General features: G+C 65.7%; 24 protein-coding genes. 19 read left to right on the plus strand and 5 right to left on the minus strand.

Annotated elements, in window-relative coordinates:
- Positions 1 to 18: 18 nt before the first annotated feature.
- The 3 genes from NSE01_RS08260 (at position 19) to gdhA (ending at position 3,229) form a co-directional block, all read left to right on the plus strand.
- On the plus strand, positions 19 to 663 hold the full coding sequence (locus NSE01_RS08260; protein ID WP_147159127.1) for an adenylate kinase: 645 nt from the start codon (positions 19 to 21) through the stop codon (positions 661 to 663).
- Between the two features lie 89 nt (positions 664 to 752).
- Positions 753 to 1,706 (plus strand): SRPBCC family protein, encoded by a 954-nt coding sequence (locus NSE01_RS21720; protein ID WP_176590046.1) that lies wholly within the window; start codon positions 753 to 755, stop codon positions 1,704 to 1,706.
- 167 nt (positions 1,707 to 1,873) lie between these two features.
- Positions 1,874 to 3,229 (plus strand): NADP-specific glutamate dehydrogenase, encoded by a 1,356-nt coding sequence (gene gdhA, locus NSE01_RS08270; protein ID WP_147159128.1) that lies wholly within the window; start codon positions 1,874 to 1,876, stop codon positions 3,227 to 3,229.
- A gap of 14 nt (positions 3,230 to 3,243) precedes the next feature.
- Here gdhA and NSE01_RS08275 read toward each other — a convergent pair whose 3' ends face one another.
- Positions 3,244 to 4,533 carry an MFS transporter gene (locus tag NSE01_RS08275; protein ID WP_147159129.1) on the minus strand — a complete coding sequence of 430 codons (1,290 nt, stop codon included), beginning with the start codon at positions 4,531 to 4,533 and terminating at the stop codon, positions 3,244 to 3,246.
- Between the two features lie 392 nt (positions 4,534 to 4,925).
- Between NSE01_RS08275 and rpsM the strand changes: the two genes are divergently transcribed.
- The 11 genes from rpsM to NSE01_RS08330 all read left to right on the plus strand — a co-directional run bounded on the left by rpsM (position 4,926) and on the right by NSE01_RS08330 (position 13,572).
- The gene (rpsM, locus tag NSE01_RS08280; RefSeq protein WP_147159130.1) at positions 4,926 to 5,294 is read left to right on the plus strand and encodes a 30S ribosomal protein S13; all 369 of its coding nucleotides are present in this window, start codon (positions 4,926 to 4,928) and stop codon (positions 5,292 to 5,294) included.
- Positions 5,295 to 5,348: 54 nt separating this feature from the next.
- The gene (rpsK, locus tag NSE01_RS08285; protein WP_008065643.1) at positions 5,349 to 5,738 is read left to right on the plus strand and encodes a 30S ribosomal protein S11; all 390 of its coding nucleotides are present in this window, start codon (positions 5,349 to 5,351) and stop codon (positions 5,736 to 5,738) included.
- A gap of 123 nt (positions 5,739 to 5,861) precedes the next feature.
- Positions 5,862 to 6,926 (plus strand): DNA-directed RNA polymerase subunit alpha, encoded by a 1,065-nt coding sequence (locus NSE01_RS08290; protein ID WP_147159131.1) that lies wholly within the window; start codon positions 5,862 to 5,864, stop codon positions 6,924 to 6,926.
- Between the two features lie 114 nt (positions 6,927 to 7,040).
- Positions 7,041 to 7,466, plus strand: coding sequence for a 50S ribosomal protein L17 (gene rplQ, locus NSE01_RS08295; RefSeq protein WP_147159132.1), 426 nt, complete (start codon positions 7,041 to 7,043; stop codon positions 7,464 to 7,466).
- A gap of 290 nt (positions 7,467 to 7,756) precedes the next feature.
- Entirely contained in the window at positions 7,757 to 9,970 is a 2,214-nt protein-coding gene (locus NSE01_RS08300; RefSeq protein WP_246135103.1) for a prolyl oligopeptidase family serine peptidase, read from the plus strand.
- A gap of 110 nt (positions 9,971 to 10,080) precedes the next feature.
- A complete protein-coding gene (locus NSE01_RS08305) occupies positions 10,081 to 10,404 on the plus strand; it encodes a DUF1476 domain-containing protein (RefSeq protein WP_147159133.1) in 324 nt (107 codons plus the stop codon).
- A complete protein-coding gene (locus NSE01_RS08310) occupies positions 10,404 to 10,637 on the plus strand; it encodes a BolA/IbaG family iron-sulfur metabolism protein (protein WP_147159134.1) in 234 nt (77 codons plus the stop codon). Before NSE01_RS08305 ends, NSE01_RS08310 begins: the two co-directional genes overlap by 1 nt.
- A 34-nt stretch (positions 10,638 to 10,671) precedes the next feature.
- Positions 10,672 to 10,995 (plus strand): Grx4 family monothiol glutaredoxin, encoded by a 324-nt coding sequence (grxD, locus tag NSE01_RS08315; protein ID WP_147159135.1) that lies wholly within the window; start codon positions 10,672 to 10,674, stop codon positions 10,993 to 10,995.
- A 416-nt stretch (positions 10,996 to 11,411) separates the two neighbouring features.
- Positions 11,412 to 12,218 carry an NUDIX hydrolase gene (locus NSE01_RS08320; RefSeq protein WP_246135104.1) on the plus strand — a complete coding sequence of 269 codons (807 nt, stop codon included), beginning with the start codon at positions 11,412 to 11,414 and terminating at the stop codon, positions 12,216 to 12,218.
- Between the two features lie 134 nt (positions 12,219 to 12,352).
- A complete protein-coding gene (locus tag NSE01_RS08325; RefSeq protein ID WP_147159136.1) occupies positions 12,353 to 12,658 on the plus strand; it encodes a hypothetical protein in 306 nt (101 codons plus the stop codon).
- A 140-nt stretch (positions 12,659 to 12,798) separates the two neighbouring features.
- Positions 12,799 to 13,572: a sugar transferase gene (locus tag NSE01_RS08330; protein ID WP_307725970.1), complete on the plus strand. Its 774-nt coding sequence runs from the start codon at positions 12,799 to 12,801 to the stop codon at positions 13,570 to 13,572.
- On the opposite strand, the gene NSE01_RS08335 is transcribed toward NSE01_RS08330, so the two are convergent.
- A complete protein-coding gene (locus tag NSE01_RS08335; RefSeq protein WP_246135105.1) occupies positions 13,485 to 14,762 on the minus strand; it encodes a glycosyltransferase family 4 protein in 1,278 nt (425 codons plus the stop codon). The two genes, NSE01_RS08330 and NSE01_RS08335, sit on opposite strands and share 88 nt — an antisense overlap.
- Before the next feature lie 174 nt (positions 14,763 to 14,936).
- On the opposite strand from NSE01_RS08335, the gene NSE01_RS08340 reads away from it, so the two are divergent.
- The 4 genes from NSE01_RS08340 (at position 14,937) to NSE01_RS08355 (ending at position 19,003) form a co-directional block, all read left to right on the plus strand.
- A complete protein-coding gene (locus NSE01_RS08340) occupies positions 14,937 to 15,806 on the plus strand; it encodes a glycosyltransferase family 2 protein (RefSeq protein ID WP_246135106.1) in 870 nt (289 codons plus the stop codon).
- A complete protein-coding gene (locus NSE01_RS21725; protein WP_170233791.1) occupies positions 15,803 to 16,888 on the plus strand; it encodes a glycosyltransferase family 4 protein in 1,086 nt (361 codons plus the stop codon). Before NSE01_RS08340 ends, NSE01_RS21725 begins: the two co-directional genes overlap by 4 nt.
- A gap of 10 nt (positions 16,889 to 16,898) precedes the next feature.
- A complete protein-coding gene (locus NSE01_RS08350; RefSeq protein ID WP_170233792.1) occupies positions 16,899 to 18,362 on the plus strand; it encodes an oligosaccharide flippase family protein in 1,464 nt (487 codons plus the stop codon).
- Positions 18,363 to 18,433: 71 nt separating this feature from the next.
- On the plus strand, positions 18,434 to 19,003 hold the full coding sequence (locus NSE01_RS08355) for a twin-arginine translocation pathway signal protein (RefSeq protein ID WP_147159139.1): 570 nt from the start codon (positions 18,434 to 18,436) through the stop codon (positions 19,001 to 19,003).
- On the opposite strand, the gene NSE01_RS08360 is transcribed toward NSE01_RS08355, so the two are convergent.
- Together NSE01_RS08360 and NSE01_RS08365 are read right to left on the minus strand one after the other, a co-directional pair.
- Positions 19,000 to 20,283: a chloride channel protein gene (locus NSE01_RS08360; protein WP_147159140.1), complete on the minus strand. Its 1,284-nt coding sequence runs from the start codon at positions 20,281 to 20,283 to the stop codon at positions 19,000 to 19,002. The genes NSE01_RS08355 and NSE01_RS08360 overlap by 4 nt on opposite strands.
- Before the next feature lie 63 nt (positions 20,284 to 20,346).
- The gene (locus NSE01_RS08365; protein ID WP_147159141.1) at positions 20,347 to 21,045 is read right to left on the minus strand and encodes a DJ-1/PfpI family protein; all 699 of its coding nucleotides are present in this window, start codon (positions 21,043 to 21,045) and stop codon (positions 20,347 to 20,349) included.
- A gap of 79 nt (positions 21,046 to 21,124) precedes the next feature.
- Between NSE01_RS08365 and NSE01_RS08370 the strand changes: the two genes are divergently transcribed.
- Positions 21,125 to 22,075: a GlxA family transcriptional regulator gene (locus NSE01_RS08370; protein ID WP_147159142.1), complete on the plus strand. Its 951-nt coding sequence runs from the start codon at positions 21,125 to 21,127 to the stop codon at positions 22,073 to 22,075.
- On the opposite strand, the gene NSE01_RS08375 is transcribed toward NSE01_RS08370, so the two are convergent.
- Positions 22,072 to 22,473 carry an OsmC family protein gene (locus tag NSE01_RS08375; protein WP_147159143.1) on the minus strand — a complete coding sequence of 134 codons (402 nt, stop codon included), beginning with the start codon at positions 22,471 to 22,473 and terminating at the stop codon, positions 22,072 to 22,074. The genes NSE01_RS08370 and NSE01_RS08375 overlap by 4 nt on opposite strands.
- Positions 22,474 to 22,505: the final 32 nt, after the last annotated feature.

The following is a 22,505-nucleotide window of genomic DNA, read 5'->3' on the forward strand; positions in this document are numbered from 1 at the left end:
TATGAGGGGATTGCAGGCGTGAACATCATCCTGTTGGGACCGCCGGGAGCCGGCAAGGGCACCCAGGCGCAGCGGCTCGTAGAGCGGCACGGTATGAAGCAGCTCTCGACCGGCGACATGCTGCGCGCCGCGGTCAAGGCTGGCACGCCGGTCGGTCTCAAGGCCAAAGCCGTCATGGATGCGGGCGAACTCGTTTCTGACGAGATCGTATCGGCCCTGATCGGCGATGAGCTCGATGCAATGCCCGCGGGCATGGGCGCCATCTTCGATGGCTACCCGCGCACGGCTCCGCAGGCGGAATCGCTTGATACCATTCTTGCTTCACGTGGCCGCGCGCTCGATCATGTGATTGAACTCGAGGTTGACGAAGACGCGCTCGTCGAGCGCATCACCGGCCGCTACACCTGTGCCAACTGCGGCAAGGGCTATCACGATCATTTCGAGAAGCCCGCCGTCGAAGGCACCTGCGACAAGTGCGGGAGCCACGAGTTCAAGCGTCGTCCGGACGACAACGAGGACACCGTGCGCACGCGCATGGCCGAGTACCGCGCGAAGACCGCGCCGATCCTGCCGATCTACGAAGCGCGCGGTATCGTCAGCCGTGTTGACGGAATGGCGGATATGGATGCCGTGACAGGTGCGATCGAGGCCATTCTCGTATAAAGACCTACGTCGGGGCACCTGAGGGTGCGCAGGTGGGGGTTAACGACATGCGGGACAACGGGCGTTGGCTATGGAGCGCGGGCCTCATCATGGCATCGATCGCCATGTCCGCGCCTGCCGCCCGGGCGGAAATCGTGAACCGCAGCGAGTCGGGCTTTGTCGTCCGCCTCGCCAGCGAAGTCACCGCACCGCCCGCCGAAGCGTGGAAAACGATCCTCACGCCTGCCCAGTGGTGGCAGAGCCAGCACACCTTTTCCGGCGATTCCGCCAACCTGACGCTCGACCCGCAGGTGGGCGGCTGCTTCTGCGAAGTCCTCCCGCGTCCTGATGGCGCGCCCGTGACCCAGAAGCCCGGCGGCGTGCAGCACATGCGCGTGATCTACATCGAGCCACCTCGCGCGCTGCGCCTTGCCGGTGCGCTCGGACCGCTGCAGAGTGAGGCGCTCGCCGCGACGATGACGATCACGGTCAAGCCCACCGAAAAGGGCTCGCGCATCCTCTTCGAGTATGTCGTCGGCGGTTTCATGCGCTACAAGGTCGACGAGATCGCACCCGCGGTCGACCGCATGCTGACGGCTCAGCTCACCAGCCTTTCCGCAAAGCTCGGCCCGGTTGCTGAACCTGCGCCGAAACCGGCGGTTGAGGGTGGTACCGCCACGACGACAGAGGAGCCCGCGCCAGCGGTCGTGCCGCTCAAGGGCGCCGAGAGTTTCAGCCTGCCGCCCAAGGGAGGCAAGCTTGCACCCAAGCCTGCCGCCAAGCCCAAGCCTGAACCGGAGCCCAAGCCCGACGCGGCGCCGGTTCCGCCCAAGGCGGCCGCGGCGCCTGCGAGCACCGACAAGGCTCCGGCCAAGGCTCCGATCAAGGCGGCCTATATGGCGCCGGCCAAGTCAGCCGCCACTGCACCGACCAAGACGGCCACCAAGGCCGCGCCGAAGCCAGCCAAAAAGCCTGCGCCCAAGGCCCCCGATCCGGAAGCTGATGCGCACCGCGATGCCAATACCGCCTTTGACGCGGCCCTCGGCTCAAAACCCAATCCGTGATTTGCGGCACAGTGCGCAGGCGCACTGACGGCGGTAACAAAACCGGATAGAACGTCGAAGAGGACAAGCGCGACTCGCCGGGCACGACCGGGCGGGCGAACTGTCCTCATGTGGGTCGCACGCTAACCCGAAGCCGATCACCGGCTTCGTGCAAGGGGGAGAATGCTGTGGCCGTATCCGATCACGTCGACCTGCCGACCTTCATGGAAGGTGTGAAGAAGCGCAATCCGTACCAGCCGGAATTCGTCCAGGCGGTTCAGGAAGTCGCTGAAGACATCTTCGATTTCATGGCAGACAAGGAGCAGTATCACGCGCAGCAGATCCTGCGCCGCATTGCCGAACCGGACCGCGTCGTGTCCTTCCGCGTCTGCTGGGAAGACGATGCCGGCAACATCCGCGTGCAGCGCGGCTGGCGCGTGCAGAACAACAACGCGATCGGCCCCTACAAGGGCGGCATCCGCTTCCATCCCAGCGTCACCGAAAGCGTGCTCAAGTTCCTCGCCTTCGAGCAGACTTTCAAGAACGCGCTGACCGGCCTGCCCATGGGCGGCGGCAAGGGCGGCTCCAACTTCAACCCCAAGGGCAAGAGCGTGCGCGAGATCATGCGCTTCTGCCAGTCCTTCATGACCGAGCTCTACCGCCACATCGGAGCCGACGTCGACGTGCCGGCGGGCGACATCGGCGTGGGCGGGCGCGAGATTGGCTACATGTTCGGCCAGTACAAGCGCATCACCAACCAGTTCACCGGTGTGCTTACCGGCAAGGGCCTCGAATGGGGCGGTTCGCTGATCCGCACCGAGGCGACCGGCTATGGTGCGGTTTATTTCCTTGCCAACATGCTGGCGACCAAGGGCGAGGACCTGACCGGCAAGACGGCGGTCATCTCGGGCTCAGGCAACGTGGCGACGCATGCAGCCGAAAAGATCGTCCAACTGGGCGGCAAGGTGCTCACGCTCTCGGATTCGGGCGGGTTCATCCACGATCCGGACGGCATCGATCAGGAGAAGATCGACTGGGTCAAGGCGCACAAGACTGTGCGCCGCGGCCGGATCGAGGACTATGTCGCCGCCTATCCGAATGCGACCTTTGTTGCCGGTAAAACCCCGTGGGGCGTCCCCTGCGATGTCGCGCTGCCCTGCGCCACGCAGAACGAACTGCTGGGTGAGGACGCGAAGGTGCTGGTGGCAAATGGCTGCAAGGCCGTGGCCGAAGGCGCCAACATGCCGACCGATCTGGACGGCGTGCACATCTTCAAGGCCGCCAAGATCCTCTACGCTCCGGGCAAGGCGAGCAACGCCGGCGGCGTCGCGGTTTCGGGCCTGGAAATGAGCCAGAATTCCGAACGCCGCTCGTGGAAGGAAGAGGAACTCCAGCAGATGCTGAAGGACATCATGCTCGGCATCCATCAGTCCTGCCTCGAATATGGCGATCAGGGCGGCGGCTATACCGACTACGTCAAGGGGGCGAACATCGCCGGCTTCAAGAAAGTGGCCGACGCGATGCTGGCTTTCGGCGTGGTCTGAACTGGCGCGCCGGGTCAGCCTGGGGTCAGCTTCAGGCTGGCCCGGCGCACAACCAGCCCCATCAATCCGGAACTGGCAGCCACCGGGATCAGCAGCGCCACACCCAGCGCATAGCTGCCGGTCCAGTCTGCCAGTACGCCCCACAGCAGGGGCCCGAAAAAGGCACCCGCCTGCGCGATGGTGTTGGTCATCGCAAGACCCGCGGCACGGTCTGCCGCCGGAACGAGGCGGCTGACGATGGCCAGCGGCAGCATCCCGGCAGTTTGCCCGGCGGCGAGGAACACAATATAGCCGCAGATTGTGCTCGCTGCGGTTCCGCCCAGCCAGAGCACAGCGAGGCCCGCAGCGGCCGCGAACATCAGCCCCGCATAGGCCAGCAGCGAGCGAGGCACGGTCCGGCCCGCCAGCAGGCTCACGGACAGCAGCGCTGCGGCCATGGTGACCCCGCCTGCCGAGACGATCCTGCCAACACCGGCGACGTCGAACCCGGTTCCATGCGCCAGCAGCTTTGGCGCGGAAAATGCCACTGCGTTTACCGCAAGATAGAGCAGCGCATTGGCGAGGCCGAGCATCAGCACAAAACGATTGGCCAGCGCGCGCAGGACATTGTGCGAAGCCGGACCGGCAGCCTCTGCCTCGCGCGTCAGCACGCCTTCGAGCCACCTGCGCTCAGCATCATCCAACCAGCGTGCGGAGGCGGGGCGATCGGGCAGGGCGGTTAGCAGCACCATGGCGAGGAGCACCGAAGGAAGGCCTTCCACCACCAACAGCCATTGCCAGCCGTGCAGCCCCAGCCAGCCATGCATCGCCAGCAGCGGCGCGGCGATGCTGCCCATTACGATGTAGGAAAGCGGCAGCGCGATGTAGAATCGGCTCACGGCCCAGGCGCGGTGCTCGCCCGGAAACCAACTTGAGAGATAGAAAATCACGCCGGGATAGAACCCGGCCTCTGCCACCCCCAGGGCAAAGCGCATCGCGTAGAATTGCCACGGCGTGTGGACGAAGGCAGTGAGGATCGAGATCAGGCCCCATGTCAGCATGATCCGCGCAAGCCAGATGCGGGCGCCGAATTTTGCAAGGAGCAGGTTGGACGGCACTTCGAGCAGCGAATAGCCAAGAAAGAAGGCCGAGGCGCCGATCCCGTAGATTGTTTCGCTGAAGCCGAGGTCGGCATTCATGGTCGTGGCGGCAAAGCTGATATTCGCCCGGTCGACCAGCGCCACGAAGTAGCTCAGCAGGATCAAGGGCAGGGTTCGCCACGCGATCTTCCTGATCAGCGCGCGCTCATTTACCCCTGACCCCATCCTCGCTTGCCCCCAGCTTTGCACGGGTCACGCTAGCAGGCGAGGGCCAAACGACAAGCGCCTCGCCTGCCCGTGCCGTCGGATGTGGCAGACACCTTTGACCTTTTCACCCCAATACGGTATGATCTTGAGATCATCCAAAGCGGCCGTGCCCCCGAGGCGCGAGGGCCTCGCTTTCGCGTGTCTTAACGGTTGACGCACCATTCGAATCGTCCTAAGCGCGCCATTCACTCGATACGTCAGGGGCAATAGCGTCGGTTGGGAATCCCCGTTTTTACAGGGTTCCTTCTGGCGATGAGGCCTTTGTGTATCGGGCGAATCGCGATGAGATGGGGTCTGGCCCGGCGCATTGATGCGTTACCGCCATCACCCTGTGGAGCATGGAGAAACAAGTGGCTCGTATTGCCGGGGTCAATATCCCCACCAACAAGCGCGTGATCATTGCGCTGACCTACATTCACGGTATCGGTGCACACAAGGCCAAGCTGATCGCCGACAAGCTCGGTATCGATCACGCTCGCCGCGTGCAGGATCTTTCGGACGCCGAAGTGCTCCAGATCCGCGAAGCGATTGACGCTGAACACACCGTGGAAGGCGATCTTCGTCGCGAGACCGCGATGAACATCAAGCGCCTGATGGATCTGGCCTGCTACCGCGGCCTGCGTCACCGCAAGGGTCTGCCCGTTCGCGGCCAGCGCACCCACACCAACGCCCGCACCCGCAAGGGCAAGGCCAAGGCGATCGCCGGCAAGAAGAAGTAAGGCGGCCTTTCGGCCCCGACTTCCAGGCACTTCTTTCTACAGGAATTCAAGACAATGGCCCGGGAACCTCAGCGTATCAAGCGGCGGGAGCGCAAGAACATCACCAGTGGTGTCGCGCACGTCAATGCCAGCTTCAACAACACCATGATCACCATCACCGATGCACAGGGCAACGCCATTTCGTGGTCGTCTGCCGGCATGATGGGCTTCAAGGGCAGCCGCAAGTCGACGCCCTATGCCGCGCAGGTTGCGGCTGACGACGCGGGCAAGAAGGCCGCCGAACACGGCGTCCGCACGCTCGAAGTCGAAGTGAAGGGCCCTGGTTCGGGCCGCGAAAGCGCGCTTCGCGCACTGCAGGCAGTTGGTTTCACCATCACTGCAATCCGCGACGTGACGCCGATCCCGCACAACGGCGTTCGCCCGTCGAAGCGTCGCCGCGTCTGATCCTGCCTTTGGCGTGCTGGCAGTGCGGGGCGCGTCCCGCACCGCCAGTCGCCCCAAGATTCTGATCGGCGGCGGCCTTATTGGCCAGTCGCCGATATCCTCCGATAACCCTAGGGGAATTCCATGACTGTCAACATCAAGAACTGGCAGGAACTGAAGAAGCCCAACTCCCTCGAGATCAAGTCCGGCAACGATGCCAAGCGCCGCGCGACGTTCGTCGCCGAGCCGCTGGAACGTGGCTTCGGTCTCACCCTCGGCAACGCGCTGCGCCGCGTGCTGCTGTCCTCGCTGCAGGGCGCGGCCGTCACCTCGATCAAGATCGAGAACGTGCTTCACGAATTCTCGTCGCTTTCCGGCGTGCGCGAGGACGTGACCGACATCGTGCTCAACGTGAAGCAGATCGCCATCCGCATGCAGGGCGAAGGTCCGAAGCGGCTTCAGCTCTCGGCCACTGGCCCGGGTGAAGTGAAGGCAGGCGACATCGCAGTCAGCGGCGACATCGAGGTAATGAACAAGGACCTCGTGATCTGCAACCTCGACGAGGGCGCGACGTTCAACATGGAACTGACTGCCGACACCGGCAAGGGCTACGTCCCCGCCGTGTCGAACCGTCCGGTCGATGCGCCGATCGGGCTGATCCCGGTCGATTCGCTCTACTCGCCGGTTCGTCAGGTCTCCTACAAGATCGACAACGCCCGTATCGGTCAGGAGCTTGACTACGACAAGCTGAGCCTCACGGTCGAAACCGACGGCACCGTTACGCCGGAAGATGCGGTTGCTTACGCCGCGCGCATCCTGCAGGACCAGCTCTCGCTCTTCGTGCACTTCGACGACCAGCTGCCCACCGGCCACGTGCCGGCGATGGGTGGCGGCATGGCTGTCCACACGCCCGAGGAAAGCGACGCGAACCAGCTCAACCGCTACCTGCTCAAGAAGGTGGACGAACTGGAGCTGTCGGTCCGTTCGGCCAACTGCCTCAAGAATGACAACATCATCTACATCGGCGATCTCGTGCAGAAGACCGAAGCGGAGATGCTGCGCACGCCGAACTTCGGCCGCAAGTCGCTCAACGAAATCAAGGAAGTGCTTTCCTCGATGGGTCTGCGCCTTGGCATGGACATCCCGGGCTGGCCGCCCGAGAACATCGAAGAGATGGCAAAGAAGCTCGAGCAGGAACTGCTGGGCTGATAGAATACCGGGGCGTTTCCTGCGGGAGACGCCCCTTCGGGCTTCTGGCGGTGCCCGTGAAAACCGCCTGGTACGGGCTACCTGATACGGGCCCCTAACGAACGGAGAAGACCGATGCGTCATAAGCTGGGCCAGCGCAAGCTGGGTCGTACGTCCTCGCACCGTCGCGCGCTGATGCGCAACATGGCGGCCGCGCTCATCAAGCACGAGCAGATCACCACCACGCTGCCCAAGGCACGTGAACTGCGCCCGTACATCGAAAAGCTGATCACGCTGGGCAAGCATGGTGGTCTTTCCAACCGCCGCCTCGCGCACGCCCGTCTGCTTGACGACGCGCAGCTCGCCAAGCTCTTCACCACCCTGGCCGAGCGCTATGCCGGCCGCGCCGGTGGCTACACCCGCATCATCAAGGCCGGTTACCGCGCCTCGGACGCCGCTCCGATGGCCGTGATCGAGCTGGTCGACCGCGACACCAGCGCCAAGGGTCTCGACTCGGGCCCGGTGATGACTGCGGACGAAGACGAATACGAAGCGGCCTAAGGCTGCCGGATCCCGCAAGGGACTTACTGGGGCGGAGCCGCGAGGCTCCGCCCTTTTCATTTGCCGGTTATTACGGTGCCAGGCTTCGTTGGGGCCGCACTGCACAACGGATGCGTCCGGCCAAAAGCATCCCGAAATCCTGCCAATTCCTTACCCCCGCCACCTGCATCATTTCGCTCTCGCCCACTGCCCCCCGGTGATGCTAAACCACTCCCATAAAGATGAAAATCGTGGGAAGGATCGGAAGGGCGGTCCTGGTTCTGGCAATCCTCATGCCGGCGCCGGGGGCCATGGCCCGTGAAGAGGCCGAGGCGCTGGCAGCGCCGGTTCGCGGCCCCTCGAGCTATTCCGCCACCACGACCGTGCAGCCATCGGCAACCGAGCGCATGCCGGACCGGGCCGGTATCACGACGTTTTCTCTCCCGAGCTATCCCCCGACCCGCCGCGATTCCCTGATCGAGCACCAGTTTGGTGAGGATCTGGCCGATCCCTACCGCTGGCTTGAGGCGGATGTGCGGTCCAGTCCCGAAGTCGCCGGGTGGGTGGCGCAGCAGAACGCCGCGAGTTCTGCCTATCTCGCGCAACTGCCCGGCCGCGACGCTCTGCGCGACAAGATCCGCAGCCTGTTCGCCTACGAACGTTTCAGTCTGCCGCGCAAGGCGGGCGGGCGATACTTCTATACGCGCAACAGCGGGCTCCAAAATCAGGCCGTGTTGCAAGTCCGTGAGGGGCTGGAGGGCGAGGGGCGCACTCTCGTCGACCCCAACACCTGGGGATCGGAGCCCGGTCAGGGCCTGCGCACGCTCGATGCCTGGGTGCCTTCGCCGGGCGGTTCGCTCGTTGCGTTCACCCAGCAGCGCGATGGCAGCGATTGGCGCACGGTTCGCGTCGTCGATGTGGCGAGCGGCAAGATGCTGGATGAACGGCTTGAATGGGCCAATGATACGGCGATCGGCTGGGTCGGCGATAGCGGGTTCCTTTATGCCCGCTATCCCGAGCCGCCCGCTGGCGAGGCCTACCGTGCGCAAGTCTTCGACAAGGCGATCTGGTTTCACCGCGTCGGCACCCCGCAGAGCGCGGACATCAAGGTCTTTGCAACACCGGATCACCGCGACTGGAACCACCGCGTCACCGTCTCATCGGACGGCCGCTGGGCGATCATCATTTCCTCAGCCAGCACGCTGCCGCGACGCACAGTCCGGGTGATCCCGCTGGAGCGCGGCAAGGCTCAGGACCTGACTGCGATCTCTATCGCGCCCGAGATGACCGACGACTGGAAGTTCGTCGAAGGCCTTGGCGATCACTTGTGGTTCATCACCAATGCCGGCGCACCGCATTACCGGCTTGTTCGTGTCGATCTCGATCGCAGCGGGAAGAGCAGCCCTTCGCTCAACGTGGTGATCGGCGAGACGGACGATACGCTTGATGCAGGGCGCATCGTCGGTAACCGGTTGATCCTCTCCTATCTGCAGCACGGTGCCAGCTACGCCGTCGTCACCGATCTGAAGGGGCGGCCCAAGCGCGCGATCACCGTTGGCGCCATCGGTTCTGCCAGCGGTTTCGGTGGCCGCCCGGGCGATCCGGAGACGTTCTATCAGTTCTCCAGCTTCAACCAGCCGCCCGCGATCTTTCGGCTCGATACGCGCACGGGTGAGGTCACGCCATTCGCCGTCCCGCACCTGTCCTTCAATCCGGACGACTATGTGGTCGAGCAGCGCAGCTTTCCTTCGAAGGATGGCACACGCGTCCCGATGTACGTCGTGCGCAAGCGCAGCCTCGCCGCTTCGAGCACGGCCGCACCAGCGCTGCTCTATGGTTATGGTGGCTTCGATGTCGCGCTCACCCCCGGCTATTCGGCGGTGCGCATGGCCTGGCTTGAGGCGGGCGGTGTCTTCGCGCTAGCCAACATTCGCGGCGGCGGCGAATTCGGCCGGGCATGGTACGATGCCGGCCGTCTCGCCAACAAGCAGAACAGCTTCGATGATTTCATTGCGGCGGGCGAATACCTCATCAAGGAAGGCATCGCGGCCAAGGGCGGGCTGGCGATCCAGGGCGGCTCCAATGGCGGCATGCTTGTCGCGGCAGTCATCAACCAGCGCCCCGATCTGTTCGCGGCGGCCAATCCCGATGTCGGGGTAATGGACATGCTGCGCTTTGATCGCTTCACCTCGGGCCGCTTCTGGGTTGACGACTATGGCAGCCCCTCGCGCGAAGCGGACTGGCGTGTGCTCCGGTCCTATTCGCCTTATCACAATATCCGCCCCCGCGCGGATTACCCGGCGATTCTCGTTACCACGGCCGATACTGATGACCGCGTGGTGCCCGCGCACAGCTTCAAGTACGTCGCCGCGCTGCAGGCTGCGGATCTTGGGCTTCGCCCGCATCTCCTGCGGGTCGAGGCGCAGGCGGGGCACGGGCCGGGCAAGCCGATCGACAAGGTCATTGCCAGCGGGGCGGACGTGCTCGCGTTCCTCGCCAAATGGACAGGGCTTGCGCTGGAATAGCGCGCCGATTTCGCGCCACGCACCCTTGCGGCCCCGCGCGCGCGACACTATCCCTCGGGAGTGAAGCAGCCCGCCCTCAAGGCGGGCGCGAGCCACAGGAAAGACCAGACATGACCTCGTTCCAGGACCGTGAACGCGCCGAAGAAGCCAAGTTTGCCCACGATGAAGAGACCCTGTTCCGCATTCAGGCCCGCCGCAACAAGCTGCTCGGCCACTGGGCTGCGCAGCGCATGGGGCTCGATGCTGCGGAAACGGAGGCCTATGCCCGTGCCGTCGTGCAGGCGGAGTTCGAGGAAGCCGGTGACGAGGACGTCGTGCGCAAGCTGCTCGGCGATCTGACCATGGCCAAGGTCGAGATTGACGAGTCCGAGATTCGTGCAGCGCTCGCCGAGCAGGCGATCGAGGCGCGCCGTCAAATCGTGGGTGACGCCTGATGCCGATGCCCGCGGCTGATATCGAGGCGCTGATCCGTGCCGCGATTCCCGATGCAGAAGTCACCATCACCGATCTCGCCGGCGATGGCGATCACTATGCCGCCCATGTCGTCGCAGCCTCGTTCGCCGGCCTCAGCCGCGTTGCGCGGCACAAGGCCGTCTATGGCGCACTGGGTGAGCGGATGGGCGGGGTGCTTCACGCCTTGCAAGTGACCACCGGCGTCCCCACCTGATCTTCAAATCCCTATACGAAAGCAGGCCATCCCCATGTCCACCAACGAACGCATCGCTGAAATCGTCGGCACCAACGACGTCGTCCTGTTCATGAAGGGCACGCCGCTGTTTCCGCAGTGCGGCTTTTCGAGCAAGGCAATTGCGATCCTCGATCACCTCGGCGTCGCATATGCCTCGGTCGATGTGCTGCAGGACATGGAAATCCGTCAGGGAATCAAGTCTTTCTCTGATTGGCCGACGATCCCGCAGCTCTATGTTAAGGGCGAATTCGTCGGCGGGTCCGACATCATGATGGAAATGTATCAGGCTGGTGAGCTCCAGCAGCTGATGGTCGACGCGCAGGTTGCGCTGGCCTGAACTGATCATCTGATCCAGCACCGCTGAAAAATGGAAAGCGCGGCTCCGCCACAAGCGGGGCCGCGTTTTGCGTTTCAGGAGCCGGTGTGGGGGAGGAGGTCCGGCCCCGCGCGCGGGTGGGGGGTGGAGCCGCGCGCGGGGTTGTCAGGCGGTGGGGAGCCTGGAGAGGCGGAACCGGGAGACCGGGGGGGCGGTTCCGCCTCTGGGAAGACACTCTCAGGACAACAGGTACTATGCATAGGGCGTGCCAAACTCGCAAAGCCCTCAAGAAAGCAGCAATCCGGCCTCAATGGCCACGCTGCCGAGTGACTCACCTGTAAAGACTGCCGACAGGGGCCTCTCACTTTGGGGGAGAACCCGGCAAAGGTGTGCCGTGGCGCTTGGCAAGCCCCGGCAGGCTGTAGCATGATCGGTAAATGGACGAACTAGACGACATGGGCGAACATGCGGATGCTGCCCCCGCCACTCCGGCTGCCACCCTTGTGGTTTTCCGTCATGATCCGGCAGGCGGGCCAGCCCATATCCTGATGGTCGAACGCTCGGGCAGCCTTGCCTTTGCTGGCGGGGCGACCGTGTTTCCTGGCGGCAAGGTCGATCCGGCGGACCGTGACCTCGCCGAAGCCTTCATGGCGCGCACCGGCCTTGCCCTCGATCCCGCCGATGCGGCCGGACGGATCACCGCCGTGCGTGAGACGCTGGAGGAAACCGGCCTCGCTGTCGGCCTCGTCGGTGCGATCGATGCGGAGCGGGCTGCTGCCGCGCGCCGCTTGCTGCTGGATACGGGGCGTCTTGCCGATGTGCTTGAAGCGTTCGACTGGGAGCTCGATTTCGACGCCCTCGTCCCCTTTGCGCGGTGGTGGCCGCGGCACCGTAACATGCGCGTGTTCGATACGCGCTTCTATCTTGCCGATCTTGGCACTGGCGCAGTGGACGTTACGGCCGACACCACGGAGAATCGCCACCTGTTCTGGGCCAGCGCGGCCGAGGCACTGCGCCTTGCCGATGAGAAGGCGATCAAGATCATCTTCCCGACGCGGCGCAATCTCGAGCGACTGGCTCAGTTCAGCCATTTCCACGCCGCGCGCGAACATGCTCTGGCGACGCCCATCGTCACCGTCACGCCGCGGATCGAACTGCGCGATGGCGAGCGCTGGCTGGTGATTCCTGCGGATGCGGGCTACCCGGTCGATGGTGAACTGCTCAGCCAGGCAGACCGCGCGTAGACTGCTCCGAGATGGAGATGATTGTGCAGCGCAATGGATTTTTCGTTGCGCTGCAAATACTTAAGTAAAAATACATAGATTCGCGAAGGGCTCGCTTCACCTCCCCGCACTACTCTGCCGCGCGGAGGTACCCCATGTCCGCTGCTCAGCCGCGCCGTAAGATCGCCGATCCTGCCGTTTCGACCGCGCCGGGGATGGCTGTGCCGGAAGCTCAGCACGCATCGGCTTTGCCCCCGCCGAGCGCCCGACTGATCGATGAACTGGCAGTTCCGGCGGCTTCGCCCGTACACCAGCTGCAGGCCGAACTGCTCCAGCTGACCCAGCCTGAGGAGCCACAGGCCGAAGAGCTGTACCCCGGCTGGTTCCGACTTGCCTTCCCGATCGCCAGCTCTGCATTCCTATGGGCGGCCATTCTGTGGGGCGCCAGCCACTTCGCCTGAGCGCACTTCGTCAAGCGTTTCGTTGCTCGCTTATCCAACCGTCCCGGGGGCATCCTCGCCTGACCGATACGGCGCTGCACTGCATCATGCCCTGACTGCCGCCCCCTTCCGGCGTGCGGGCCTCGATGGAGACCGGAGCAGTGAACAGCCTCATGCCAGCCCAGGCCGATCCCTGGGCATCCGAAACCGCCTCTGCCGCGTTTGCTCCTGCCGCGCGGCCTGTTCCACCTCCGCGCGCACTCTCTGTCGTGCCGCGGCCACCCAAGCCGCTGTTGCCATCACGCCATGTGGCGCCGGTGACGCGGCATGCGCGGGCGATCCGGCTGCTTGATCTCGTGGTCGCCGGAGGGGCGCTCATGCTGCTGCTGCCAGTGCTGGTGGCGGTCGCGCTCGCGATCAAGCTCTTCGATCCCGGCCCGCTGCTGTTCGCGCATCAGCGGCTTGGGCAGGGCGGGCGTGCTTTCGGCTGCCTCAAGTTCCGTTCGATGAAGGTCGATGCCGACGCCCGCCTTGCCCGCTTGCTCGAGGCGGACCCCGCCGCGCGTGCGGAATGGGCTGAAACGCACAAGCTGCGCAGTGATCCGCGCATAACCCCCATCGGCAGGTTCCTGCGCCGCAACTGCCTTGATGAGCTGCCGCAACTCGTCAATGTGCTGCGCGGAGAGATGAGCCTCGTCGGTCCGCGCCCGATCACGGCGGCGGAGGCGGTGCGCTATGGCCGCCATTTTCCGGTCTATTGCAGCCTCAAGCCGGGGATATCCGGCCTATGGCAGGTCAAGCGGCAGGACGAGACGAGCTACCGCCGCCGCGTCGCCTTCGATCTCGCTTATGCTCGCTCGCGCTCGTTGGCGCTCAACTGCACCATCCTGTTGCTCACTGTGCCTTCGGTGCTGCGCGGCCGGGGTGCCTGCTGAGGCGTGCCCGCCAGCATCAAACCGCCTTCCCCCGGAGCCTCGCCCGCCGGATCGCCCATCGCGCTCCGGCGGGCATTTGTACCCAGCACCGCATCCAGCACGCCCGCCGCCTGATCCCGCCATGTCCAGTGCGCGGCATGGAGCCGGCCCTTGGCGGCGAGCGGAGCTGGATCTGCCAGCACCCGGCGCACCGCCGCGAGCATGTCGTCCACATCGTGCGGATCGCAATAGACCGCCGCCGTCCCGCAGCGTTCGGTCATGGCCGGGATCGCTGAGACCACCACCGGGCAATCGAAATGCATCGCCTCGATCGGCGGCAGCGGGCTCGCTTCGTAAAACGAGGGGAACAGCAGGCACCCGGCATTGCGGTAGAGCCGGCCGAGCGCATCAAGCTCCGTCACCGGTCCGGTGAACCGCACGAGATGCGCCACATCCGCTGGTATTTCTCCGGCAATGGGGGACAGGATATCGCTTCCACCGCCGACGATCAGGGTGCCAACACCGTCCTCGCGTGCCAGCTGCACTGCCACAGAGAGAACGCCGTGAATGTTCTTCCTACGTGATAGCGAGCCGACGAACAGCATGTAGCCGCGTGTCGGCGCGACATCACCTGGTGCAGCTTCGTGAGAAGACGCTGCGCTGCTGCTCCAGCCGCCGTTCTGCGCCACGCGGATGCGTCCACGCGCTTCCGGACGGAGCGCTGCCAGCATTGCCTTCTCCCGCTCCGAAACGGTGATTATCGTCCGGGCGCGGCGCAGCAGGGATGGCAGCATGAAGCGGTGCCCCAGTCGGTAGTGCAGCCGATAGGCGCCGGGAAACTGCCGATACGACAGATCGTGGATCATTACTGTCACGCCTTGCCCCGCATGCAGCGAGGCAAACGGCGCGGTATTGCCAAGGCACAGCAGATGCCCACCACGCACCCGGCCCGGCAGCACCAGCTGCTCCCACGCATGTCCGCCCCACCGGCTTCCTGCGCGTTCCACCTTCGTCACGCGCAGCCCCAGATCATCGACTTCTGCGCTGGGTTCGCAGACCAGCCGCAGGGCTACCGGCAGACCGTCCTCCGCCACCAACCGGTCCAGCGCGCGCGTCAGTTCGCGCGCCACGCGCTGCACGCCCGTGACGGGCTGCATCAGGAAGCGGCCGTTGATGACGATTTCGGGGCGACGGGTGGTCGGCTGGTTCATGCGCGCGCGGGGTCCTGCGGTAGGGATGCCGCTTTCTACCATCACCGGCGGCTCCCCCGCGCCCGCTAACGGGTCGGGTTCGGAGACAACCCTCGTGGGCGAGCGGCGGGGCCTTGGCTAAACCGTCCGGGCCACTCGTGAGGGAGTGGCGCAAGGCTCGGGGGCAAGCCGCACATGCTGCGTATCCATATCGCTATCGCCACGGTCGGCCGGCCTGCGTTGCTGCGCGAAATGGTCGATCTCATCGCGCGGCAGACGCGCCTGCCGGATGGCGTGGTGATCGTCGCGCCTTCGCAGGCGGATTTCGGCGATGCGGGCGAAAGCGCGATGCGCCCCGAACTCATCCTCTCGCCCAAGGGCCTGTGCCGCCAGCGCAACCGCGCGCTCGAAGTGCTGGACGAGCGGACCGATGTGGTCCTGTTCCTCGACGATGATTTCGTCATGGCGGCGGACTACTGCGCCGCGATCGAAGCGCTGTTTGCCTCCGATCCGGGAATAGCGGGCATCACCGGCAACCTCGTCGCCGATGGGGTGCGCCGTGGTGGCTTCACGGCGCAGCAGGCGCTCGATCTGATCGAGAGTGATGCCTCCGGGCTCGATCCTGCGGTGATCCCGCGTGAGGCGCTCTATGGCTGCAATATGGCGCTCCGCATGTCGCTGATGCGCGGCCTGCGGTTTGACGAGGCGCTGCCGCTTTATGGCTGGCAGGAGGATATCGATCTCACCATGCAGCTTGCCCGGCGTGGGCGGCTGGTATCCTCGGGCCGCGTCACCGGCGTCCATCTGGGAGTGCGCGGCGGGCGCACTTCGGGCCGCCGCCTTGGCTATTCGCAGGTCGCCAACATCGTGTACCTGCTGCGCAAGGGCACGATCCCGCGCTGGCTGGCAAAGCGCCTGTTCTGGCAGAACCTTGCCGCCAATCTCCTGCGCGCGCCGTTCCCCGAACCGCATATCGATCGCGCAGGTCGCCTCGCCGGAAACCTGCGCGCGCTGGCCGATCTTGCACTGGGCCGCATCGATCCGCGCAAGATCGAGCGGATGTGAGGCCCAGCTTGCGCCGCGTCGTCTTTAATGGAAAGTTCCGCGCCGGGGGGCTTAACGGCGTCCACCGTGTCGCCGCGCGCCTGATCGCAGAGGTGGACGATCTCCTCGCGACTACCCCTGCGCCCGATGATCCGCTTTGCGCGCTGATCGTGCCCAAGGGCTGCGCGGATGGCCTGCCGCTCTCCGCCATCCAGCTGATCGAGGATGACCAGCCCGCGTCGCAGGCATGGGAGCAACTGCGCCTGCCCCGGCTCGCGGCGGGCGGTCTCCTCGTCAATCTCGCCAATCTCGCGCCCGTTGCGCACCGACCCAAGCTGACCCTGCTGCACGATGCGCAGTTCCTCCGGGGCGACAGTTCCTATCCCTGGCGCCAGCGCGTGGGGTATCGGCTGCTCACTCCGCTGATGGCCCGTTCCAGCGCGCGGGTGCTCACCGTCTCGGCCTATTCGGCGGATGAACTTGCACGCGGCGGTGTGACCGGCAAGGCAGGGGCCGAAGTGCTCCATAATGGCGCGGATCATATCCTTGAGGTCGCCCCGGATCCTGCCGCGCTCTCTCGCCTCGGCCTTTCCCCGCGCAATTATGCGGTGATGTTCGGCAGCCCCAAGGCCTACAAGAACAACGCCGTGGTCTTTGCTGCCTTTGCCGATGGCGCGCTGGCTCCCTTGCGCCTCGTCGTGGTCGGTCCGCCGCGCTGCGCGTTGGAGGATGCCGGGCTGGTCCCGCCTACCGATGCGGTGTTTGCCGGCCCTTGTGACGATGCCGCTCTGCGTGCGCTGTACGAAGGCGCAGCCGTTCTCCTGTTCCCCTCGCGCACCGAGGGCTTTGGCCTTCCACCGGTTGAGGCAATGCTCTGCGGCTGTCCGGTGATTGCAGCGCCCTGCGGCGCGGTGCCGGAAATCTGCGGCGATGCGGCGCTCTACGCCGATCCGGATGATCCCAAGTCCTGGCGGCGCGCAATCACCCGCCTGCCCCGCGAAGCGCTGGTTGCCGCCGGCTACGCCCGCGCTGCGCGCTACACCTGGGCTCGTGCCGGGCGGATGCTGCTGTCCTCCCTGCGCGAACTCGCCCGGAAAACATGAGCTCCATTTGATGAAGGCGCGTCTGCTCCGCTTCGCCCGCGCTGGAGGCGGCACGGCGGTCATCGCCATGGCCGCGCGTGTCAGCGGGCAGTTCGCGATGGTTGCGGTCACGCTCGTCGCCACCCGCCACCTCGAGCCTGCCGATTTCGGGGTGTTCGCGATTGCCGGTGCATTGGTCATGCTGGCGCGGACGATGCTCTATACCGGGCCCTTCGAATACTTGCTCAAGCTCCCGCACGATGCCGATCAGCGGCGCGGCGCGGGCGCCTGTCTTGCCGCCACAGTGCTCGTCGCGCTGGGCTGGATCGCACTACTGGCCTCGCTTGGGCTTGCCGCGCCGCTCGTGTTCAAGGGCGGCGGCGTCGCGCCGGTCATCCTCGCGCTCGCCCCTTCGGTGCTGCTTGGCGCGCTCGCGGCCTTTGCGGAATCGTTGATGCTGCGTTCCGGCGCGGTGCGGCGCTATTATGCGATCACCGTCCTTGCCGAAGTTGGCGCGGGCCTTGCTGCGATTGCCTTGCTGGCAGCGGGTTGGGGCCTCTGGGCGCTTGTTCTGCAGATTTATGCGCGCACGCTGCTGATGGCGTTCGCGCTGGGCGCGCTGGGGCCGCGGCTTGCGCTCGCCATGCCGCAGCGCGGATTGGTGGCCGAAGCGCTGCGCTGGTCGGCCAGCCGCTTCGGTTCGGTGCTGGTCACGTTCCTCGCCAACTACAGCGGCGATCTCGTGCTCGGCATTGTCCTGTCCCCCGCTGCCTCCGGGCTCTATCGCGCGGCCAACCGCATGGTCACCGCGCTGGCGGACATGTTCGTCCAGCCTGCCGGGATGCTTGCGCTCACCACCCTCGCGGCAGAGCGTGCGCGGGGGGAGGGGGAGGGCAGCCCCGGTGCCTGGCCACGGTTGGCCGGCCTGTTTGCGGTGCTCGGCTGGCCGGCGCTCGCGCTCCTCGCCCTCTTCGCGCACCGCGTGGTTCCGCTTGCGCTGGGCCCGGCATGGGCTGCTGCAGCGCCGGTCGTCGCGATATTCTGCGTGGCGCGCATGGCCGCCTTGGTGACAGCGGTCGCCACCGCCGAACTCATCGTCACGGACAGGCAGGGCAAGGTACTCGCCGTCCAGTCTGCCGCCGCATTGGCGACTGCCGGGCTCACCATCCTCGCCGCCCCTTATGGCGCACCGGGGGCGGCCGTCGCGGCAACTCTGGTGGCTTTGCTGGCTGCTGCGGCGATGGCCTTCACCGCGCTCCAGCGCCGCGATCGGCCCGCGCTGGCCGAAGCCGCGCGCCTCGTGATCCTGCCGCTTGGCGGAGCATTCGGCGCGGCCCTCGCGGCAGACCGCCTGTTCGGAGCCGCCGCGCCGTTCGCCGCGCTCGCACTTCCGCTGGCCTGCGGGGCGGCCGGCTGGTGCCTCGCGACTTGGCGTGTCGTTCCGTCCTTGCGCCGTGCCGCTGCGCTTCTTGCTGCGACGCCAAGGCCTGCCTGACCCCAAATGCCGCTTGCTCCCCGCAGTAACCCGTGAAACCTTCGCAGGTGCAACAAGGGGGATCCGATCCGATGAAGCGCCTTACCATCGCCGCCGCCGCTGCTGCTGCCTTCCTGCTCTCTGCACTGCCCGTGCAAGCGGCTTCACCGCTCGTTGCCCCCACCTTTGCCGTGCCAACCAGCGCGGTGGGGCCCGGCTTCCGCCTTCAGCCACTTGGCCCCGATCTCGTGAAGATCGACTTTGATGCCTACATGTCCTCGGTAGAGCACCTTCAGCAGACCTTTACGCGGAGCGCAGAATGGCCCCACGCGGGCATCAGCGATGCGGACGCCATGCTCGACATGCAGACCGAAGCCGGTCGCTTCCAGCGCCGTGAGAGCTTTGCCTATTCCGTTTTAACGCCTGACGGAACGCGCGAGCGGGGCTGCATCTATGTCGCGCCGAGCCCCGCGGCCGGCTATGATGCCGTCGTCCGCATCTGGGTCACCAAGGCGGAATATGATGCCGGATTCGACAAGGAACTCGAAGCCTGGGCTCACCGCTGGATCGCGAGGAAGTGGCCCTTCAAGAAGGTGGCCTGGCCTGGCCGCGATATCCCGTGGGCCACTTGGGATGCGCTCACCGCGAAGAAGGGTGCCTAGGCTCGCCGCGGGGCAAATTGCCGCGCGAGTGCGTGATACAGCTTTTGCGGGCACACCATCGCGCTCACCTGATCCGCGATAAGCGCTGTCGCGAAGAGCGGCAGGATCATCGAACGGTCCGCGGTCATTTCGGATACGATGATGACCGCGGTCAGCGGTGCACGCACCACCCCTGCGAAATAGCCGATCAGCCCCAGCAGCGCGATGGCGCCAGCCTCGTCGCGCGGGAACATCTGCGCCAGCAATTGCCCAAGTCCTGCGCCGACCGACAGTGTCGGTGCAAAGATCCCGCCCGGCGCACCGCTCAGCGCCGTTGCCAGCGTGGCGACGAACCGCGCCGGGCCGAACAGCAAGGAATGAGCTTCGCCGCCGAGCAGGCTGCGCGTTGCGTCATAGCCGGTGCCCCATGATTGACCGCCGGTTGCCATGCCGATCACCGCAACCGTTAGGCCGCAGGCGAACGCCCAGCTTACTGGCCGCGCGCGGATCGCCGTGAACGCCCGGTGCCGCGACCACGCCATTGCAACCAGCGCCTTGGCAAATGCACCTCCAAGCAGGCCGCCCGTTATCCCTGCCAGCGGTGCCGCCAGTATTGTCGCGCGGAGCGGCAACTGCTGCGACATCGCGCCGAAATAGACGTAGTCACCCGCCACGCCGAGGCTGATGAGGCCGGATACCATCACCGTCACCATCACCAGCGCCGCGACGCGCTGCTCGAAGGCGGAGGCGAGTTCCTCGATGGCGAAGGCGACCCCGGCCAGCGGTGTGTTGAAGGCCGCCGCCACGCCCGCCGCGCCGCCCGCGATCACTACCCCCGTCGTCACCGGTACACGCATCCAGCGATGCACCGCCGCCATGATCGCGGCACTGATCTGCACGGTTGGCCCTTCGCGACCTGCCGGGGCGCCAGCCAAAAGCATCAGGATCGTGAACGCGAACTTCGCCCCTGCCACGGGAAGCGACACCAGCCGCACCGACGATGTCGCTCCTGGTGCCCGACCCGCTGCCATCACTTGCGGAATGCCGGATCCCTTGGCTTCAGGCCAATGCGCGCGTGTCAGCGCCACGATCCCGGCGAAGGCCAGCGGCGTCACGATCAGCGGCGCCCACCACGCGGCCGCCACCAGCAAGCCAAAGGCGCGTTGGGCTTCCTCACCCGCCTTGGCGAAGGCAATCGCCACCAGGCTAAGCAGCGTAGCCCCAAGCAGGGCGGCGATCCTGCCGCGTGCTGTCGGGCCGATGATTGGATGAAGCAGTCGATCGAGCGAGCGGGGGACCATGCCCCGCCCCTCGACTGTACCTCAACGAATTGCAAGGGATTTGGGTAACGAAAGAAAGGCCTGTCAGGCGAGGGCGATCCCCAGTCGCGCCGCTGCCTTAAGGGTCTGCGCCTCGCGCTGGGGCATCATCGGATCCATCCGCGCGCGATAGGCGGCGAGGACAGCTGCTGGCGCCGTCTCCGGACGGCCCGCATCAAACGGCGGGGCAGGGGCATATTCGAGGCCGAGTTGCAGTGTCTGTGCCAGCTCGTCACCGCCGATCTCGGCAACCACCGCAAGCGCGAAGTCGATCCCGGCCGTCACACCGCCGCCGGTGATGACATTGCCGTCGCGCACCACGCGCCCGCCATCCGCCACCGCGCCGTAGAGCGGCAGCAGGTGCCGCCACGCCCAGTGGCATGCCGCGCGCTTGCCCGTGAGCAGACCCGCCGCACCGAGGATCAGCGAACCCGTGCAGACCGAGGTCACATACCGTGCACCGAGTGCCAGTCGGCGCACTTCGCCCACGAATGCCGCATCGAGCGCCACCTCGCTCGCGTTGACCCCGCCCGGTACGCAGATCAGATCGCAGGCCTCGATCTCGGCCAAAACGCTCGTGCCTGCAAACACCAATCCTTCCGCGGGCACATCGCCGCCATCGCGGCTGGCCACCACCGTCTCGCTTCCCGGCACGCGCGATAGGAACTGGTGCGGACCAGTGAAATCGAGCTGGGTCATCCCCGGATACACGGCGAACACGATGCGGAATGGCGTCTGGGTCATGGCAATCTCCGTTCTCAGTTGCCCCTTCATCGCGCGCAGGCTTTCTTGACGAAATGACAATGATCCCTCATTTCAGGCCATGCTCCGCGTAATCGGTCTGTTCCTCTTCGCTGACTTCCAGATCCTCGACGTGGTCGGCCCGCTGACCAGCTTCGAGGTTGCTGAGCGTTTCGTTTCCGGTTCCTACAGCACTGTTCTGCTCTCCGCCGAGGGTGGTGCGGTGCGCAGTTCGGCCGGTGTCCCACTCGAAACCATATCGATTGCCGAGGCGCCCGCGCTTGATACGCTGATTGTCTCGGGCGGCGATGGCAGCCGTACTGCCATGCACCACGGCGCCACGAGCGCGTGGTTGCGCCGGGTGGTCGAAGTGCGGCGCGTTTGCAGCGTCTGCTCGGGTGCGTTCCTCCTCGCCGCCGCCGGTCTCCTCGATGGCCGCCGCGCCACCACACACTGGCGCCGGGCCGAGCAGCTTGCGCGCCTGTTCCCAGCGATCGCTGTCGAGCCTGATCGCATCCACATCCGCGACGGCCATGTCTGGACCTCTGCCGGGATCACCGCCGGCATCGACCTTGCGCTCGCGCTCATCGCCGAAGATCTTGGCGAGGAGACCGCGCGCCGCGTCGCGCAGGAAATGGTCGTCTACTACCGCCGCCCCGGCGGCCAATCCCAGTTCTCCGCGCTTGCTGATCTCGGCGGGCAGCAGACGCCGTTCGCGCCGCTGCTCGAATGGATACGCAGCCACCTCGATCAACGCCTTACCGTCGAAATCCTCGCCGAACGCTGCGCGATGAGTCCGCGCAACTTCTCGCGCGCGTTCACCCGCGAAATGGGGGTCAGCCCGGCCCGCGTCGTTGAGCGCCTGCGCCTTGAAGTTGCCCGTGAGCGGGTCGAGGGCAGCCCTCAGCCCATCGAGCACATCGCGGCCACGCTCGGCTTCCACGATCCCGAACGGATGCGCCGCGCGTTTCTGCGTGCGTTCGGTCAGCCCCCGCAAGCCATGCGCCGCCTGGCCCGCGCGCAGACGGTCTAGAGTTCGACCAGCGCGGTCTCGATTTCGGTCGTCACTTCACTCATCAGCTTGTGCACCGGGCACTTCTTTGCCGCCGCCAGCAGCGTGTCGCGGTCCTCGCGCGACAAGTCGCCGGTCAGCATCAACGCGGTGCGGAGGCGGTAGACGCCTTCCCGCTCGCGGCTGGCATCGCGCGTCACGACAACTTCGATGTCCTCCAGCGCCATCCCCTTGCGCTGCGCCAGCCAGAGCACCGTCAGCGCCTTGCACGCGCCGAGCGCCGCATCATAGATCTCGTGGGGATCGGGCCCTTCGTTGTCCTCTCCCGCTTCCGGCGTCATGTCCGTCACGAATTCGTGCCCGCGCACGGCAATGCGGTGCGCCGTGCCCACCGGATCGATGCGTGTAACCGTGATCATGCTGCCTCCTGCCGGATTGCTTCTCTGCCCAG

Origin of the sequence: Novosphingobium sediminis (genome assembly GCF_007991615.1) — a bacterium.
GTDB classification, from domain to species: domain Bacteria; phylum Pseudomonadota; class Alphaproteobacteria; order Sphingomonadales; family Sphingomonadaceae; genus Novosphingobium; species Novosphingobium sediminis.

What these genes read in the sequence shown, in the direction of transcription:
- NSE01_RS21720 (WP_176590046.1), top strand. Translation starts at nt 753, where the DNA reads ATGGCATCGATCGCCATGTCCGCGCCTGCCGCCCGGGCGGAAATCGTG.
- NSE01_RS08275 (WP_147159129.1), bottom strand. Translation starts at nt 4,533, where the DNA reads ATGGGGTCAGGGGTAAATGAGCGCGCGCTGATCAGGAAGATCGCGTGG.
- rpsK (WP_008065643.1), top strand. Translation starts at nt 5,349, where the DNA reads ATGGCCCGGGAACCTCAGCGTATCAAGCGGCGGGAGCGCAAGAACATC.
- NSE01_RS08290 (WP_147159131.1), top strand. Translation starts at nt 5,862, where the DNA reads ATGACTGTCAACATCAAGAACTGGCAGGAACTGAAGAAGCCCAACTCC.
- rplQ (WP_147159132.1), top strand. Translation starts at nt 7,041, where the DNA reads ATGCGTCATAAGCTGGGCCAGCGCAAGCTGGGTCGTACGTCCTCGCAC.
- NSE01_RS08300 (WP_246135103.1), top strand. Translation starts at nt 7,757, where the DNA reads ATGGCCCGTGAAGAGGCCGAGGCGCTGGCAGCGCCGGTTCGCGGCCCC.
- NSE01_RS08305 (WP_147159133.1), top strand. Translation starts at nt 10,081, where the DNA reads ATGACCTCGTTCCAGGACCGTGAACGCGCCGAAGAAGCCAAGTTTGCC.
- NSE01_RS08310 (WP_147159134.1), top strand. Translation starts at nt 10,404, where the DNA reads ATGCCGATGCCCGCGGCTGATATCGAGGCGCTGATCCGTGCCGCGATT.
- grxD (WP_147159135.1), top strand. Translation starts at nt 10,672, where the DNA reads ATGTCCACCAACGAACGCATCGCTGAAATCGTCGGCACCAACGACGTC.
- NSE01_RS08320 (WP_246135104.1), top strand. Translation starts at nt 11,412, where the DNA reads ATGGACGAACTAGACGACATGGGCGAACATGCGGATGCTGCCCCCGCC.
- NSE01_RS08325 (WP_147159136.1), top strand. Translation starts at nt 12,353, where the DNA reads ATGTCCGCTGCTCAGCCGCGCCGTAAGATCGCCGATCCTGCCGTTTCG.
- NSE01_RS08335 (WP_246135105.1), bottom strand. Translation starts at nt 14,762, where the DNA reads ATGAACCAGCCGACCACCCGTCGCCCCGAAATCGTCATCAACGGCCGC.
- NSE01_RS08340 (WP_246135106.1), top strand. Translation starts at nt 14,937, where the DNA reads ATGCTGCGTATCCATATCGCTATCGCCACGGTCGGCCGGCCTGCGTTG.
- NSE01_RS08350 (WP_170233792.1), top strand. Translation starts at nt 16,899, where the DNA reads ATGAAGGCGCGTCTGCTCCGCTTCGCCCGCGCTGGAGGCGGCACGGCG.
- NSE01_RS08355 (WP_147159139.1), top strand. Translation starts at nt 18,434, where the DNA reads ATGAAGCGCCTTACCATCGCCGCCGCCGCTGCTGCTGCCTTCCTGCTC.
- NSE01_RS08360 (WP_147159140.1), bottom strand. Translation starts at nt 20,283, where the DNA reads ATGGTCCCCCGCTCGCTCGATCGACTGCTTCATCCAATCATCGGCCCG.
- NSE01_RS08365 (WP_147159141.1), bottom strand. Translation starts at nt 21,045, where the DNA reads ATGACCCAGACGCCATTCCGCATCGTGTTCGCCGTGTATCCGGGGATG.
- NSE01_RS08370 (WP_147159142.1), top strand. Translation starts at nt 21,125, where the DNA reads ATGCTCCGCGTAATCGGTCTGTTCCTCTTCGCTGACTTCCAGATCCTC.
- NSE01_RS08375 (WP_147159143.1), bottom strand. Translation starts at nt 22,473, where the DNA reads ATGATCACGGTTACACGCATCGATCCGGTGGGCACGGCGCACCGCATT.